Origin of the sequence: Geobacillus sp. FSL K6-0789 (genome assembly GCF_038593135.1) — a bacterium.
In the GTDB taxonomy this organism is placed as follows: domain Bacteria; phylum Bacillota; class Bacilli; order Bacillales; family Anoxybacillaceae; genus Geobacillus; species Geobacillus stearothermophilus.
The window spans coordinates 1,064,660-1,079,915 of the sequence record NZ_CP151966.1 but is presented as its reverse complement, the minus strand read 5'-3'; the positions used below and the strand labels follow the sequence as shown (position 1 = coordinate 1,079,915).

Below are 15,256 nucleotides of genomic sequence, written 5' to 3'. Positions count from 1 at the left end.
ATTTTAACATAATATTATTCGACGGAAATGATAAACGGATAGAGCGGTTGCCGGCCGTTGTGCACTTCGACTTCCACTCCATCATATTCCGTTTCCAGATAGGCGACAACAGTTTCCACTTCCACTTCGGTCGCATCCTCGCCGTACAAAATGGTGACAATTTCACTTTCCTCGTCAATGAGCGCATCAAGCAGCCGCTTCGTCACGGCCAACTTGTCCTTATCGGCGACGACGATGCGGTCATCGAACAGCCCCATGTAGTCGCCTTTTTCGATTTCGACGCCATCGATTGTTGTATCGCGCACGGAAAACGTCACTTGCCCCGTTTTCACCCGCGAAAGCGCCGCCGTCATCGCCCGCTCGTTTTGCTCGGCTGACTGCGCTGGATTGAACGCCAAGAGCGCCGCCATGCCTTGCGGAACGGTTTTCGATGGGATGACGATCACCTGCCGCTCGGAAAGCTCGGCCGCTTGTTTGGCCGCCATCACGACATTTTTGTTGTTCGGCAGCACGAACACCGTCTCCGCGTTGACGCGGCGAATGGCCTCCGCGATTTCTTCGGTGCTTGGGTTCATCGTCTGTCCGCCTTCAATGACCGCGTGCGCGCCGATGCTTTGAAACAATTCGGCCACGCCGGCGCCCATCGCGACGGCAACGATGCCGTACGGCTTCGCTTCTTCCGCGCCGGCTTGCAGCGGCCGTTCCGCCTCTTTGCCGACGATGTTGGCATGCTGTTCGCGCATGTTTTCAATTTTAATGTTGATGAGACTTCCGTAGCGCTGGCCGTAGGTCAACACCTCGCCCGGCGTTTCCGAATGGATGTGCACTTTGACAAGCTCGTCGTCGGCGACGACAAGCAAAGAATCGCCAAATCGGCTCAAGTCGCGGCGAAACACTTCTTCGGAAAACGGATGCTGGGCCAGTTTGTCCTTCTCAAACCGAACCATGAATTCCGTACAGTAGCCAAACTCAATTTCGTCGGTATGAATATGGCTTTGCGCGCTTTGATGATGAGCCATCTTTACAAGCTCTTCCATCGGCACTTCGGCGGGAGCGGTGCTGACAGCTTCTCCTTTCAAAGCGGCAAGGAATCCTTCGTACACGTACACAAGCCCTTGGCCGCCGCTGTCGACAACCCCGACTTCCTTTAAGACCGGCAGCAGCTCCGGCGTGCGCTTGAGCGCGGCTTTCGCCTCCGCAAGCGCCGCTTCCATCACCGATACGACATCGCGATCTTTTTTCGCTGTTTCAATTGCCTTTCGCGCCGCCTCTCTCGCTACGGTGAGGATCGTTCCTTCGACCGGCTTCATCACCGCCTTATAGGCCGTATCAACCCCCGCTTGCAGGGCGGCGGCAAATTCGAAGCCGTCCACTTGCGGTTTGCCTTCCACCGCTTTGGCAAACCCGCGGAACAACTGCGACAAAATAACGCCGGAATTGCCGCGCGCCCCCATCAACAATCCTTTCGCCAGCGCCGCGGCGACGTTGCCGATATGGTCGGAGACATGCGCCTTCACCTCTTTCGCTCCGGACGTCATCGACAAGTTCATGTTTGTTCCTGTATCGCCATCTGGAACCGGAAAGACGTTCAGCGCATCGACCGCCTTGGCGTTGTTCGCCAAATGCGCGGCTCCTTGCTGCACCATATCGGCAAACCGTCTTCCGTCAAGCGTCCTCATTGCCACCGGCTGATTCCCCCTTACTACGGATTCACCACCCGAACCCCTTGGACGTAAATGTTGATGGACTGAACCGCCAATCCAAGCGTCTGATCGAGTGTATATTTCACTTTCGACTGCACATTGTGGGCGACTTCGGAAATTTTCGTCCCGTAACTGACGATGATGTACATGTCGATATGTACTTCGCCGTTTTCCTCGCGGACGATAACTCCTTTGGAAAAGTTCTCACGGCGCAAAATTTCCGACAGCCCGTCGCGAATTTGATTTTTCGACGCCATTCCGACAATGCCGTAGCAATCGACGGCCGCTCCCCCGGCAATCATGGCAATGACCTCATTGGCAATTTCAATGCGCCCATATTTTGTTTGCCATTCAATTGACATGTTCGTTCCCCCTTTGCGTATCTCGCACAGCTACCCCCATTGTACTATAACGTTTTCTGTTTTCAAAGCGCTCGGCCGCCCACTAGTATTATTTAGCCGAAAACTGAAATATATGTCAAGGACATTTTCTTGAAAGAGAAAGAGCGCGTCTATTGCAATCCCTTCCGTTGTATGATAAATTATAATAGTGTTTTTAGAGGGATGTAAAAGCAAGGAGGGAAAAACGATGGCGAAATGCTTCATTACCGGCAAGAAAAAATCGTTCGGCAACACACGTTCGCACGCCATGAACGCCAGCCGCCGCACGTGGAAAGCCAACTTGCAAAAAGTGCGCATTTTAGTCGACGGCAAACCGAAACGCGTTTGGGTTTCGGCGCGCGCCCTGAAATCCGGAAAAGTAAAACGCGTCTAACCGTTCAACAAAAAAAGCACCAAAAATGGTGCTTTTTTCTTACCCTTTTTTAAACGCGTTCAACACCGCCCGCACAATTCCGCCTAAAAATTTCGGCAGCTTGATCGTATAAAACTTCATCCCGATTCCCTCCTCACACCCGTCATATCACGCACTTCCCGCCATTTCCTTATCCAGTATATTCCGTTGCTGACCAATCGCAACTACGGGCAGCCGGCAAAATCGCTGCTCCTTATCATCATTAATATGCCTTCCGAAAACGAAAAAGTACCGGAAGATTGGATAAGTTCGTTACTAATACATAGTGTGGAGCCGCGGGAAATATGACAGTCGGCCAATGGATATTTAAATCCAATAAGCGTGAGCCCCGCCACCGTTTCAGAAATCGGGATGTAAGACACATAGCGGTATCGATCGTCGCGTGTGATCGTATGCACGCCGGGCAGATGGACGGTCAACACATTTTGCCGGTCGACGATTTCAATCGGCCGGCCGGCGTATTTCAGCAACAGCTCGACATTGCCAAACAGATGGTCAAGCCGTCCGCCGGTGGCGCCAAACAGACGGATGTGGCAGGCGTCCTGTTCCACCGCCCAATCAAGGGCGATCTCCATATCTGTTTTGTCTTTTTCTGCCGGCCATATTTCCAAATCCGGAAGCATTTGCTGAAGCTTGGCCACTTCTTCAGCCGGCACGGAATCGAAATCGCCAAACGCCCGCACCGGCTGGAGGCCGGCTTCAAGCAGCGCCGTTGTGCCGCGGTCGACGCCGACCCAATGCACATCCGCGCCGTCATAGCGGCGCAAGCTAGGGAGAAGCTCACGCGGGCCGCCGCCGACAATATGGATCACCATTCCCCTTCCCCCCTTCGCCTTTTTCAATAAGAAAAAGCCTTGTTTCGCCTTGCCTGGCTTTTCCGGCGCTCACCGCCTACCGTTGCAGCGGCTGCCGGATGCAGGAGCCCGTTCTCTACTTGGCGCACGCTTCTCGCAAAGCGCGAATGGCCGCCGCCCGGTCCGCCTCATTGTAAATGGCCGACCCGGCGACGAGCACATTCGCCCCGGCTTCGGCGCAAAGCGGCGCTGTTTTCGCGTTGACGCCGCCGTCCACTTCGATGTCCAGCGTCTTGTTTTGTTCGCCGGCCAAACGGGCGACTTCGCGAATTTTCGGCACGACGGACGGAATGAACGCCTGCCCGCCAAACCCCGGGTTGACTGTCATCAATAGAACAAGATCGACGTCGGCGATGACATGGCGGATTGTCTCAACCGGCGTATGCGGATTCAACACGACCCCGGCCTTGACACCTTGCTCTTTAATAAAGTGAATCGTCCGGTGCAAATGCACGCACGCCTCGGCGTGGACGGAGATGATGTCCGCCCCGGCTTTGGCGAACGCCGGAATGTATCGGTCAGGGTCGGCGATCATTAAATGAACGTCAAGCGGCAGCTTCGTCACCGGGCGAATGGCGGCAACGACCGGCGGCCCGATCGTGATATTCGGCACGAACCGTCCGTCCATGACATCGACATGAAGCCAATCGGCTCCGCCTTCTTCCACCGAACGGATTTCCTCGGCCAAACGGGAAAAATCAGCTGACAAAATCGATGGCGCAATTCGAATCATCGTTCAATACCTCGGCTTTCGTTCTTTCATTTCCGCAACAAAACTTAAATAATGGTCGTAGCGGTACGGCGGAATGTCCCCAGCCTCAGCCGCCTCGCGGACCGCACATTTCGGTTCGGCCACATGAAGGCAGCCGCGGAACTTGCACCCTTCTCCGTATTCCCGGAATTCCGGAAAATAGCGCGGCAGCTCGTCAAGTTCAATATCGTCGAACTCGAGGGCGCTAAACCCCGGTGTGTCGGCGACGAGCCCGCCGGCCACCTCCAGCAGCTCGACGTGGCGGGTCGTATGTTTGCCGCGCCCTAAATGGGTGGAAATATCGCCGGTTTTCAGCCGCAAATCCGGGCGAAGCGCATTTAACAGCGATGACTTGCCGACGCCGGACTGTCCGGCAACGACCGAGACGCGGCCGCGCAGGTGCGCCGCCAGCTTATCGAGGCCGTCTTTTGTCACGGTCGACGTCTCAATCACCTCATAGCCAATGCGCCGGTAATCACCTGCATAACGGGCGATCGCGTCTTTCGCCTCGCCATCGAGCAAATCCATTTTGCTAATGACGATAATCGGCGCAATTTCCTTCGATTCGATTAAGACGAGAAAGCGGTCCAACAGCTTGGCGCTAAAGTCCGGGCTTACGGCAGAAAAAACTAAAATCGCCTGCTCGACGTTGGCGATCGGCGGCCGCACCAGTTCATTTTGCCGCTCGCGAATGTCCAAAATGTAGCCTTCCGTCTCACTTGTCGCCGTAAAGACGACGCGGTCGCCGACAAGCGGCGTCACTTTTTGCTTGCGAAACACACCGCGCCCGCGGCACTGAAACACATTCCCTTCCGAGAGCACGTAATAAAATCCGCTCAACGCTTTGATGATTTGCCCTTCTGCCATAGCCTCACTCCTTTTTTCCGCCGTGTTCTGGATATGGAATCGATCCTTCGTCTTTGACAACATTGTTGACAATAACGCGATAATACGCCGTCTCCCCGTATGGAATTTCAAACTCTACGATCTCCGTGGCCGGCCCTGTCAGCCGGTACGTTTTATATGGCGTTGTCATGTTATGGTTCGCATCTTGAATGTAAAGCTGGGCTTCCACCACCTGTCCGTTTTCCGCCGGCTCGTATGGGATGACGATTTCTTTGATGACCGTTTTGGATGGCTTCGGCTCCGGGCCGCGGGAAATGACGACCGTAACAGTCTCGCCTTTTTCCACCTGCTCATTGGCTGCCGGAGTTTGCGAGATGACAAGCCCTTTCGGCACTTCATCGGAATACTCGTACTTCACTTCAATGCGCAGCCCTTGGTCTTCGCCGTAGTCGCGCACACTTTTTTCCGTATAGCCGCTCAAGTCTTTGAGCGTTACGGTTTCCGGACCGAGGCTGACCGTGAACATCACTTCCGTTTCGCTCGGCACGACTTCATCGCCGGCGTACGGATATTGATCCAAAATCGTCCCTTCCGGCTTATCGCTATGGCGGCCGTTGCGCGTAATGCGAGTGAACCCTTCCGCGCGCAGCTCCTCCTCGGCGGCCGAAATATCGTCGCCGATAAAGCTTGGAAACTCGATTTTCTTTTTGCCGGCGCTCTTATAGATGACAATGCCGGCCCCTTGCTTCACCGTCATTCCGGCTTCCGGGTCGGTGCGCACGACTTTTCCTTCTTCTATTGCATCATCTTCGACATCGATCGTGTCTTTGATTTCCAAGCCGAGCGCCGACAACTGTTCAACAGCTTCGTCATAGTCTTTATTGACGACATCCGGCACCGTCACTTCCTTTGGAAAGAACACGTCCGGAATCCATGTGAGCGCGCTCACGCCGGCCGCTCCAAGCAATAGGATGACGGCGGCAAGCCAGGCGATCCAGACCCGCTTCCGTTTCGGCTTCGCCTTTGGCTCGTCATCCGCTTTGGCCGGCTCGTTCGCCTTTTCCTCATAGACAAGCGTCTCCGGCTCAAGCGCGGCGCTTTCCGGATGTTTTATGATCGGGATGGCCTTCGTCGCTTCATCGCCGTCATCCGGGATCGTGAATTTGGCCTCGTTGCGCCGCCTCGGGTCCAGCGCCGTCCGGATGTCCTCGTTCATGGCGCGCGCCGATTCATAGCGGTAAAACGGGTCTTTCGCCGTCGCTTTTAAAATAATATTTTCGACGCTTTGCGGAATGTCGGGATTCCACGCCTTGGGCGACGGCGTTTCCGCCTGCAAATGCTTCAGCACGATCGAAACGGCCGATTCGCCGGAAAACGGCAGCCGGCCGGTGACAAGCTCAAACATGACGATGCCAAGCGAATAAATGTCCGACTTTTCAGTGGCAATGCCGCCGCGCGCCTGCTCCGGCGACAAATAATGAACCGAACCGAGCACCGATTTCGTCTGTGTAATCGTCGTTCCACTCATCGCCACCGCGATGCCGAAGTCGGTCACTTTCACGTTGCCGTGCTCATCAAGCAAAATGTTTTGCGGTTTAATGTCGCGGTGGATAATACCGTTCTCATGGGCATGGGCGATGGCCGACGTCAGTTGGTCCATGATGCAAAGCGCCCGCTCGACCGGAAGCGGGGCATGCTGCTGAATGTACTGTTTCAGCGTCGAACCGCGCACATACTCCATCACGATATAATAAAGGCCTTCTTCCTCGCCGACGTCGTAAATCGGCACAATATGCTCATGATTTAAGCTCGTCGCCGCCTGCGCTTCGCGGCGGAACCGTTTAATAAACCGGTCGTCGTTGGCAAAATCAAGGCGGAGCACTTTCACGGCGACATCGCGCTCCAAAATGATGTCGCGGGCCAAATAGACATTCGCCATGCCGCCGCCGCCGATCAGGCTGATGATTTTGTAGCGGTCGTTCAATCGCTTTCCGATAAGCACGCCGATCACCCACCTTCACGTTCCACTGAAAAATCAACGACTGCAAGCGAAATGTTGTCTTCTCCGCCCCGCCCGTTCGCCAATTCGATGAGCGCCTGCGCTTTTTCTTCAAGCGCGCCGGCACCGGTCAAAATTTGCACGATGTCTGCCTCGGGCACTTTATTTGACAATCCGTCCGAGCATAGCAGGAGCATATCGCCGTCATCGATGGAAACGGTTTTGATATCGACCTTCACGGCCGGTTCGGTGCCAAGCGCCCGCAAAAGCACGTTTTTGCGTGGATGGTGTTCGGCGTCCTCTTTGGAAATTTGCCCGCTTTTGACCAGCTCATTGACAAGAGAATGGTCATCGGTCAACTGTTGAATTCCGTTTTGGTTCAATAAGTAGCAGCGGCTGTCGCCGATATGCGCGATGGTGGCAAACGGCCCAGCGCAAATGGCGCCGACGACCGTCGTTCCCATCCCTTGGCATTCCGGATGGGAGAGGGCGTAGCGAAACAGCCGCTCATTGGCGGCTGCGATCTGCACTTTCAGCCACTGCTCCGCCTCAGCCGGCGAGGAAACGCACGGCGCTTGCTCCCATTGCTCTTGCAAGTGCGCCACCGCCATCGCGCTCGCCACATCGCCGGCGCGGTGACCGCCCATTCCATCGGCGACAACCGCGAAATATTGGCCGCTTTCGTTGACAAATACACCGCCGTTGTCTTCGTTATGCTCGCGAATTTGGCCGATATCAGTTCGGAAAACGGCTCGCATCCGATTCACCTCGTCTCTTCTTTCCGCTCCTTCGCGCGAAGCTGTCCGCAGGCGGCATCGATGTCGTGTCCGTGTTCGCGGCGAATGGTGACGTTGATTCCATGTTTTTTCAGCGCCCGTTCAAAGGCAAAAATTTGGTTGCGCGGCGTGCGCACATAATTTCGCTCCGGCACATAGTTGACCGGAATCAAATTTACATGGCATTTCAGCCCTTTAAGCAGCTCGGCCAGCTGCTCGGCATGCTCAAGTTGGTCATTCACTCCGCCGAACAATCCGTACTCGAACGTCACGCGCCGTCCAGTTTTTTCAATGTAGTATCGGACCGCCTCCATGAGCTTCGGCAGCGGATACGCCTTATTAATCGGCATCAGCTTCGTCCGCAGCTCGTTCGTCGGTGCATGCAGCGAAATGGCGAAATTGATTTGCATGCCTTCGTCAGCAAATTGATAGATTTTCGGAATAATCCCGCTCGTTGACACGGTGATATGGCGGGCGCCGATGTTCAACCCTTTCGGATGGTTGACGATGCGCAAAAATTTGATGAGCGCATCGTAATTGTCAAACGGCTCGCCAATGCCCATCACGACGATGCTGCTGACGCGCTCATTGGTCTCATCGAGCGCCTTTTGCACGTGTACAACTTGAGCGACGATTTCGCCCGCTTCCAAATGACGCTTCAGCCCACCGAGCGTCGAGGCGCAAAACGTGCAACCGATGCGGCAGCCGACTTGGGTCGTCACGCACACCGAATTGCCGTAGTTATGGCGCATGAGCACGGTCTCGATCGAATAGCCGTCATGGAGCTCAAACAAAAACTTGATCGTCCCATCTTTGGACGTTTGCTTGACAATCGTTTTGAGCGTCGTGATCGAAAACGACGCCGCGAGCTGTTCGCGCAGCCGTTTCGGCAAGTTCGTCATCTCGGCAAAATCGGTGACGCGCTTTTCATACAGCCATTCGTAAATTTGTGTGGCGCGAAACGGCTTTTCGCCTTGAGCAGCAAGCCATTCTTTCCACTCGTCAAGCGTGAGCGAATAAACAGACGGCAACGATGGCGGCTGCCCGCCGCTGGAGGCCCGGCGGACAGCGGTCTGGACGATTTCCACTCCATTTACACCTTCTTTCGTAGTAATGCGATAAAAAACCCGTCGGAATCAAAATAATGCGGCAACAGCTGCAGCATTCCGCTTCGCACGCGCGGCCGCACCGGCTCTGGCATCCGCTCGGCGAGACGGTCGTCAAGGGCAAAATCCGGATGGTCGGCCAAAAAACGGGCGATCGCGTCTTCATTCTCTTCGCGCTCGATGGTGCACGTGCTGTAAACAAGCACGCCCCCTTTTTTCAACAGCGGCGCGGCCGCCCGCAAAATGGCTTGCTGCACCGCAACGAGCGAGGCGACGTCGTCTTTCCCTTTCGTGTATTTGATCTCCGGCTTGCGGCGAATGACGCCGAATCCGGTGCACGGCGCATCGACCAAAATGCGGTCAAACGACTCAGGGGCAAACCGCTCGCCGAGCCGGCGGCTGTCAAGGGCGAGGGGGGTGATGCAGCGAAACCCAAGCCTTTGCGCCTGCTGCTCAATGAGCTTCACTTTATGCTCATGAACATCGACGGCGACCACTTCACCGCGGCCGCCCATCCGCTCGGCGATATGGGTCGTCTTCCCCCCGGGCGCCGCGCAGCAGTCAAGCACCCGCTCGCCGGGAGCCGGATCAAGCGCCCGGGCGACAAGCATCGAGCTTTCATCTTGGATCGTCAGCAAACCGGCGCGAAACGCTTGCGTATGCGCCAAATTTCCTTTTTCCGCGCGGACAGCCTCCGGCGCGAGATGGCCGGGAGCAGCTGCCATGCCTTCAGCACGCAGCCGGTCAAGCGCTTCCTCCACCGTCGCCCGCAGCCGGTTGACGCGGGCTGTTGACTGCGGCGGGCGCAAATTCGTCTCGCACATGCGCGCCGTTTCCTCAAAACCGTATTGGCCGATCCAGCGCCGGACAAGCCATTCCGGATGGCTGGTGGCGACGGCGAGCCGTTTTCCGGAGTCGTGAATCGCCTCAAGCGAAGGCAGACCCTCACGGCCGATCGTGCGCAAAACGCCGTTGACAAGCGAGGCGATGCCGCGATGGCCGCGCCGCTTGGCGATCTCGACCGCTTCAAAAATGGCGGCGTGATCCGGGACGCGGTCCAAATACACCATTTGGTACAGCGTCAACCGGAGCAGCATGCGCACCCACGGCTCCAGCCGGCGCGCCTTTCGCAAAAACGGAGCTAAATAGTAGTCAAGCGTATCACGCCGCTGCACCGTGCCGTAGACGATCTCCGTCAGCAACGCCGCATCGCGCCCGTCAAGCCGGCCTTTGCGAATCGCTTCATTGAGCTCCAGATGGCTGTAGGCTCCTTGTTGTTCAATTGCCAACAATGTCTCCAACGCAAGTTCACGTACGTTCATGATCCTCTCCTAGCTTCATGCCGACCGAAAGACGGCTGCCGGCGCCGCGCAAAAACTCGCCGGCGGCCATCCGCTTTTTGCCGGCCGGCTGCAATTCGGTGATGCGAATGGCTGTCTCATTGCCGGTGGCCACTACAATGCCGTTTTCCTCGAGCGCCACAATCGTGCCCGGCGGCGCCGCTTCTGGTGTCGGCACTTTTTCTCCCCACCAAACTTTCCAAACGTTCCCGCTGTGTGTCGTATACGCAACCGGCCACGGATGGAAGGCGCGAATATGGTTGTAAATGGCTTCACCAGGCTGCGTCCAGTCGATCCGCTCCTGCTCGCGGCGAATGTTCGGCGCATACGTCGCTTTCTCCTCATCTTGCGGAACGGGCGCAATGTTTCCTTCCAATAAAAGTGGAAGCGTTTCTGATAATAGTTTAGCCCCGGCGGCGCTCAATTTATCATGGAGCGTGCCGACCGTGTCCGTTTCAGCAATCGGCACCTCGACTTGCGCCAACATATCGCCGGCATCCAGCTTCTCGACCATATACATGATCGTGACGCCCGTTTTCGTTTTTCCTTGCCAGATGGCATAATGGATCGGCGCCCCGCCGCGCAGCTCGGGCAGAAGCGAGGCATGGACATTGATGCAGCCGTATTTCGGCGCTTCCAGCAGCGCTTTCGGCAAAATTTGCCCGAACGCCGCCGTCACAATCAAATCAGGCGCAAACGCCAACACTTGTTCGTATTGCTCCGGCTCACGAATTTTTGTCGGCTGCAGCACCGGGATGCCGTGGCGCTCCGCTTCCACTTTCACCGGGGGTGGCACGAGCTGGCGCTTCCGCCCTTTTGGCTTATCCGGCTGGGTGACAACCGCCGAAACATGATAGCCGTCGTCAAGAAGCTGCCGCAAAATCGGCACGGCAAAATCAGGAGTCCCCATAAACACAATGTTCGTCATCGGCATCTATCCTTCCAATTCCTCAAGATCACAGTAACGGATCACTTTTGATGTAAACAGCACACCGTGCAAATGGTCGATTTCATGCTGCAACGCGCGCGCCAAAAAACCGGCGGCCGAAAGCGTAAACGAACGGCCGCGCCGGTTTTGCGCCCGCACGTTCACAAATTTCGCGCGCGGCACTTCGCCAAACAGGCCGGGAAAGCTCAAACAGCCTTCCACATCGACCTCTTCGCCGCGCGCCTCGAGGATAACTGGGTTGATGAGCTCAATCCGGCCGTGTTCATCGCCGACGTCAATGACGGCGATCTGCTTGGCGATGCCGACTTGCGGGGCGGCCAAGCCGACCCCGTCAGCGGCAAGCATCGTATCGTACATGTCGTCAAGCAGCCGGGCAAGCTCGCGGTCAAACGTTGTCACCGGGGCGCACGGCTGCTCCAAAATCGGGGCGGGATATGTGACAATCGGCAATATTGGCAACGTCATTTCCTCCATTTTCACATCATCATATACGGGTTCGTATCGACGGTGATGGCCGCTCCGCCATGGGCGGCATCGGCTTGGTAGCGGTCGATGACCGCTTTGAGCGCCGCCGTTACATTCGGTTCCCGTTTGTATTTTATCATGCACTGGTAACGATATCTATCGTGAAGGCGGGCGATCGGCGAGGCGACCGGACCGAGAACGACCGCCTCGTTTGACAGCTGTTTGCGCATGTAGGCGGCGATTTTTTCCGCCGTCTTGGCGGCAACCGGCGCTTCCTGGTGGGCGACCGTGATGAGCGTCAAGTAGTAGTACGGCGGATAACCGTGCGCTTTGCGCAGCATCATCTCCTGCCGATAAAAGGCGCGATAGTCATGGCGGGCGGCAAGCTCGATGCTGTAATGGTCGGGCGTGTACGTCTGAATGACGACTTCACCCGGCAGCTCATGCCGTCCGGCGCGCCCGCTCACTTGTGTCAGCAGCTGAAACGTTTTTTCCGCGGCGCGGAAATCGGGCAAATGCAGCATCGTGTCAGCCGCCAGCACGCCGACGAGCGTGACGTTTGGAAAATCGAGCCCTTTGGCAATCATTTGCGTGCCGAGCAAAATATCGGCTTCCTTGGCGGCAAAACGGGAAAGCAGCTCTTCATGCGCCCCTTTGCGTCCGGTCGTGTCGACATCCATGCGGATGACGCGCGCTTTCGGCAGCAACCTCGTCAGTTCTTCTTCCACTTTTTGCGTGCCAGTGCCAAAAAAGCGGATGTGTTCGCTTCCGCACGACGGACAGCGGGGGGCAAGCGGCTCTTCATGCCCGCAATAATGGCATTTCATCCGCTCGCCGGCGCGATGGTACGTAAGCGAGATGTCGCAATGCGGACAACGGATGACGTAGCCGCAGCCGCGGCACATGACAAACGTTGAATAGCCGCGCCGGTTTAAAAACAGCACCGCCTGCTCGCCGCGTTCGAGCCGCTGTCGCAACCCGTCAATCAGCCGGCGTGAAAACATGGAGCGGTTGCCGCTGCGCAGTTCCTCGCGCATATCGACGACATGGACCGACGGCAAACCTTGGCGGCTGACGCGCTCCGGCAGCTCAAGCAGCTCGTACACCCCTTTGGCGGCGCGGGCGAACGTCTCAAGCGAGGGGGTGGCGCTGCCAAGCACGACCGGGCAGCTGTGGCGGCGGGCGCGGTAAATGGCGACATCGCGCGCGTGGTAGCGCGGCATTTCTTCTTGCTTATAGCTCGTCTCATGTTCTTCGTCGATGATGATCATCCCTAAGTTTTCAAACGGGGCAAACACGGCTGAGCGCGCACCGACGACAAGCTGCACTTCTTTCCGGTGAATTTTCCGCCATTCGTCGTATTTTTCCCCGATGGACAGCCCGCTGTGGAGCACTGCCACCTTCGGACCGAACCGCCCCTTAAACCGCTCGACCATTTGCGGCGTCAGTGAAATTTCCGGGACAAGGACAATCGCCTCTTTCCCTTGGCGCAGCACTTCGTCGATCGCCTGCATGTACACTTCCGTCTTCCCGCTCCCGGTGACGCCGTAAAGCAAAAACGTGCGGTGCTCTCCGGCGCGCACCGAAGCGGCGATTTTCGCCAACGCCGCTTCTTGTGCCGGAGTGAGCGCCGGCGGCTCACTCGGCTGAAACGTGCGATGTTCGTACGGGTCGCGGTACACCTCGACATCGTTCAGCACCACCAATCCTTTGTCGACGAGCGCTTTCAGCGGCGCTGAGGAAACGCCAAGCGCCGCTTGCAGCTCGGCAACCGGCACCGCTTCCCCTTTTTCAAGCAAAAACGAAAGCACGTCCTTTTGCCTTGAAGGCAGCGCCGCCAGCGCGTCGTTTGCCTGTTTGTCCGGAACGGCCAAACGCGCATGCTTCACCGTTTTCTTGCCTGCTTTTTCTTTCACTTCGTAAACGGCTTCAAGCACACCTTGCTGTACCGCTTTTTGCGCCGCCCGCCATAAGCTGGCGGCTTCAATGTCTTTCCAAGCCACTTCCATTTGATGGACAAACAGCGGCTTTAGGTCGTCCGGCAATGCTTCCCGATTTCGTTCATCCGTCAAGCGGAGCGTTTTTTCATATTTCGCCCGCATCGCCGCCGGCAGCATCGCCTGGTACGCCGAGATGGCGAAACAGAGCGTCGTTTCCGTTAAATAGCGGCCAAGATCCAGCAGCTCTTCGTTTAACACCGGCACGACATCAAGCACATGCTCAATCGGTTTCAGCTGCTTGATGTCGGAATGGTCTTTCACCTCGACGACAAACCCTTGCAAACGCCGCGCCCCAAACGGCACCGTCACCCGCATGCCCGGCTGGATGACGCCTTGCCAGCGCTCCGGGATCGCATAATCGAACGGGCGGTCCGTCTGCCGGGACGGAACATCGACAATCACGGAGGCGACTTTCATCGAATCCCCTCGATATAGGCGTGTATTTCTTTTAAAATTTCCTCGGCCGCCTCGCGTTTTGTCATGAGCGGCAGCGGCCGAACGACGCCGTCGCGGCGGAAGATGGTGACGATGTTCGTATCGCCGGCAAACCCTGCGCCTTCTTCGGTGACATTGTTGGCGACGACCATATCGAGCCGCTTTTCTTCCAGTTTTTTTAACGCATACTGCTCAAGGTTGTCCGTCTCAGCGGCAAATCCAACCAAAATCTGCCCCGTTTTCCGCTCGCCAAGCGCCTTCAAAATATCGACCGTCCGCTCCATCTCGACGACATAACCGCCCGGTTGCTTTTTAATTTTGGAAGCTGCGACATATTTCGGCCGATAATCGGCGACCGCCGCCGCTTTGATCACGATGTCCGTTTCCGCAAAGCGAGACAAAACCGCTTCATACATTTCTTCCGCCGATTCAACCGCCACCGTCTCGACGCCATCGGGCGATGGGAGCGCCGTCGGTCCGGAGACGAGCGTCACCGAAGCGCCGAAGCGGGCCGCCGCTTCGGCGATGGCGTAGCCCATTTTTCCGCTCGAATAGTTAGAGAAATAGCGGACTGGGTCGAGCTTCTCCCGCGTCGGCCCGGCGGTGACAAGAATGCGCTTCCCGCGAAACAGCGGCGGATCGCCGGCAAAAAACCGCTCGATATGGGCAATGATGTTCTCCGGTTCCTCGAGACGCCCTTTGCCGATGTAGCCGCACGCCAAGTAGCCTTCCGACGGTTCGATGAACCGGTAGCCGAACTCACAGAGCCGCTCCATGTTCGCCCGAACGGCCGGATGCTCGTACATATGAACGTTCATCGCCGGAGCGATCCAGACGGGCGCTTTCGTCGCCAAAATCGTCGTCGTCACCATATTATCGGCGATGCCGGCGGCCAGCTTCGCCATCGTATTGGCCGTCGCCGGCGCAACGAGGACGAGATCCGCCCAGTCCGCCAAATCGATATGGGCGATGACGGCCGGGTTGTTTTCGGCAAATGTATCGACATACACTTCCTGGCGCGACAATGCTTGAAACGTGAGCGGTGTAATGAACTGGCACGCCCCTTCTGTCATGATCACTTTTACTTCAGCGCCGCGCTGGACGAGCTGGCTGGTGAGCACCGCCGCCTTGTACGCCGCCACCCCCCCGGTCACACAAAGCAAAATATGTTTTCCCTTGATCATGTTGGCCACCCCCCGACATTGAAAAAATAACAACC

At 56.7% G+C, this 15,256-nt stretch carries 15 protein-coding genes; 1 reads left to right on the top strand and 14 read right to left on the bottom strand.

The genetic code is table 11. The features are described 5' to 3' along the window. Nucleotides 1-14 precede the first annotated feature (14 nt). Entirely contained in the window at nucleotides 15-1,685 is a 1,671-nt protein-coding gene (locus NSQ51_RS05695) for a DAK2 domain-containing protein (protein WP_033016058.1), read from the bottom strand. Nucleotides 1,686-1,702: 17 nt separating this feature from the next. Further along, a complete protein-coding gene (locus NSQ51_RS05690) occupies nucleotides 1,703-2,065 on the bottom strand; it encodes an Asp23/Gls24 family envelope stress response protein (protein ID WP_033011178.1) in 363 nt (120 codons plus the stop codon). Between the two features lie 226 nt (nucleotides 2,066-2,291). Here NSQ51_RS05690 and rpmB point away from each other — a divergent pair, with 226 nt between their 5' ends. Then, nucleotides 2,292-2,477 carry a 50S ribosomal protein L28 gene (gene rpmB / locus NSQ51_RS05685; protein ID WP_033011180.1) on the top strand — a complete coding sequence of 62 codons (186 nt, stop codon included), beginning with the start codon at nucleotides 2,292-2,294 and terminating at the stop codon, nucleotides 2,475-2,477. A 39-nt stretch (nucleotides 2,478-2,516) separates the two neighbouring features. Here the strand turns inward: rpmB and spoVM are convergent, their stop codons facing one another. The 12 genes from spoVM to coaBC form a co-directional block, all read right to left on the bottom strand. Continuing rightward, complete coding sequence (spoVM, locus tag NSQ51_RS05680) at nucleotides 2,517-2,597, bottom strand: stage V sporulation protein SpoVM (RefSeq protein ID WP_033011182.1); 81 nt, start codon at nucleotides 2,595-2,597, stop codon at nucleotides 2,517-2,519. 83 nt (nucleotides 2,598-2,680) lie between these two features. Continuing rightward, nucleotides 2,681-3,331: a thiamine diphosphokinase gene (locus NSQ51_RS05675; protein WP_033011184.1), complete on the bottom strand. Its 651-nt coding sequence runs from the start codon at nucleotides 3,329-3,331 to the stop codon at nucleotides 2,681-2,683. Between the two features lie 115 nt (nucleotides 3,332-3,446). Then, nucleotides 3,447-4,103: a ribulose-phosphate 3-epimerase gene (gene rpe, locus NSQ51_RS05670; RefSeq protein ID WP_033016061.1), complete on the bottom strand. Its 657-nt coding sequence runs from the start codon at nucleotides 4,101-4,103 to the stop codon at nucleotides 3,447-3,449. Between the two features lie 3 nt (nucleotides 4,104-4,106). Beyond that, nucleotides 4,107-4,988 carry a ribosome small subunit-dependent GTPase A gene (rsgA, locus tag NSQ51_RS05665; RefSeq protein ID WP_033016062.1) on the bottom strand — a complete coding sequence of 294 codons (882 nt, stop codon included), beginning with the start codon at nucleotides 4,986-4,988 and terminating at the stop codon, nucleotides 4,107-4,109. Between the two features lie 4 nt (nucleotides 4,989-4,992). Then, complete coding sequence (pknB, locus tag NSQ51_RS05660) at nucleotides 4,993-6,969, bottom strand: Stk1 family PASTA domain-containing Ser/Thr kinase (protein ID WP_121649925.1); 1,977 nt, start codon at nucleotides 6,967-6,969, stop codon at nucleotides 4,993-4,995. Between the two features lie 5 nt (nucleotides 6,970-6,974). Next, nucleotides 6,975-7,724 (bottom strand): Stp1/IreP family PP2C-type Ser/Thr phosphatase, encoded by a 750-nt coding sequence (locus NSQ51_RS05655; protein ID WP_033011190.1) that lies wholly within the window; start codon nucleotides 7,722-7,724, stop codon nucleotides 6,975-6,977. Nucleotides 7,725-7,729: 5 nt separating this feature from the next. Then, the gene (gene rlmN / locus NSQ51_RS05650; RefSeq protein WP_033011194.1) at nucleotides 7,730-8,830 is read right to left on the bottom strand and encodes a 23S rRNA (adenine(2503)-C(2))-methyltransferase RlmN; all 1,101 of its coding nucleotides are present in this window, start codon (nucleotides 8,828-8,830) and stop codon (nucleotides 7,730-7,732) included. A gap of 5 nt (nucleotides 8,831-8,835) precedes the next feature. Then, a complete protein-coding gene (gene rsmB / locus NSQ51_RS05645) occupies nucleotides 8,836-10,170 on the bottom strand; it encodes a 16S rRNA (cytosine(967)-C(5))-methyltransferase RsmB (protein WP_033016065.1) in 1,335 nt (444 codons plus the stop codon). Further along, complete coding sequence (gene fmt / locus NSQ51_RS05640) at nucleotides 10,157-11,116, bottom strand: methionyl-tRNA formyltransferase (protein ID WP_033016091.1); 960 nt, start codon at nucleotides 11,114-11,116, stop codon at nucleotides 10,157-10,159. Before fmt ends, rsmB begins: the two co-directional genes overlap by 14 nt. Nucleotides 11,117-11,122: 6 nt before the next feature. Beyond that, complete coding sequence (gene def, locus NSQ51_RS05635) at nucleotides 11,123-11,596, bottom strand: peptide deformylase (RefSeq protein WP_033016092.1); 474 nt, start codon at nucleotides 11,594-11,596, stop codon at nucleotides 11,123-11,125. A gap of 17 nt (nucleotides 11,597-11,613) precedes the next feature. Continuing rightward, nucleotides 11,614-14,019, bottom strand: coding sequence for a primosomal protein N' (gene priA / locus NSQ51_RS05630; protein WP_049624360.1), 2,406 nt, complete (start codon nucleotides 14,017-14,019; stop codon nucleotides 11,614-11,616). Further along, nucleotides 14,016-15,221: a bifunctional phosphopantothenoylcysteine decarboxylase/phosphopantothenate--cysteine ligase CoaBC gene (gene coaBC, locus NSQ51_RS05625; RefSeq protein WP_033016073.1), complete on the bottom strand. Its 1,206-nt coding sequence runs from the start codon at nucleotides 15,219-15,221 to the stop codon at nucleotides 14,016-14,018. The genes priA and coaBC overlap by 4 nt, the downstream gene beginning before the upstream one ends. Nucleotides 15,222-15,256 lie beyond the last annotated feature (35 nt).

Bases quoted from the DNA above. Each gene is read 5' to 3' on its own strand.
- NSQ51_RS05690 (WP_033011178.1), bottom strand. From the start codon at position 2,065: ATGTCAATTGAATGGCAAACAAAATATGGGCGCATTGAAATTGCCAAT.
- rpmB (WP_033011180.1), top strand. From the start codon at position 2,292: ATGGCGAAATGCTTCATTACCGGCAAGAAAAAATCGTTCGGCAACACA.
- spoVM (WP_033011182.1), bottom strand. From the start codon at position 2,597: ATGAAGTTTTATACGATCAAGCTGCCGAAATTTTTAGGCGGAATTGTG.
- NSQ51_RS05675 (WP_033011184.1), bottom strand. From the start codon at position 3,331: ATGGTGATCCATATTGTCGGCGGCGGCCCGCGTGAGCTTCTCCCTAGC.
- rpe (WP_033016061.1), bottom strand. From the start codon at position 4,103: ATGATTCGAATTGCGCCATCGATTTTGTCAGCTGATTTTTCCCGTTTG.
- rsgA (WP_033016062.1), bottom strand. From the start codon at position 4,988: ATGGCAGAAGGGCAAATCATCAAAGCGTTGAGCGGATTTTATTACGTG.
- NSQ51_RS05655 (WP_033011190.1), bottom strand. From the start codon at position 7,724: ATGCGAGCCGTTTTCCGAACTGATATCGGCCAAATTCGCGAGCATAAC.
- rsmB (WP_033016065.1), bottom strand. From the start codon at position 10,170: ATGAACGTACGTGAACTTGCGTTGGAGACATTGTTGGCAATTGAACAA.
- fmt (WP_033016091.1), bottom strand. From the start codon at position 11,116: ATGACGAACATTGTGTTTATGGGGACTCCTGATTTTGCCGTGCCGATT.
- priA (WP_049624360.1), bottom strand. From the start codon at position 14,019: ATGAAAGTCGCCTCCGTGATTGTCGATGTTCCGTCCCGGCAGACGGAC.
- coaBC (WP_033016073.1), bottom strand. From the start codon at position 15,221: ATGATCAAGGGAAAACATATTTTGCTTTGTGTGACCGGGGGGGTGGCG.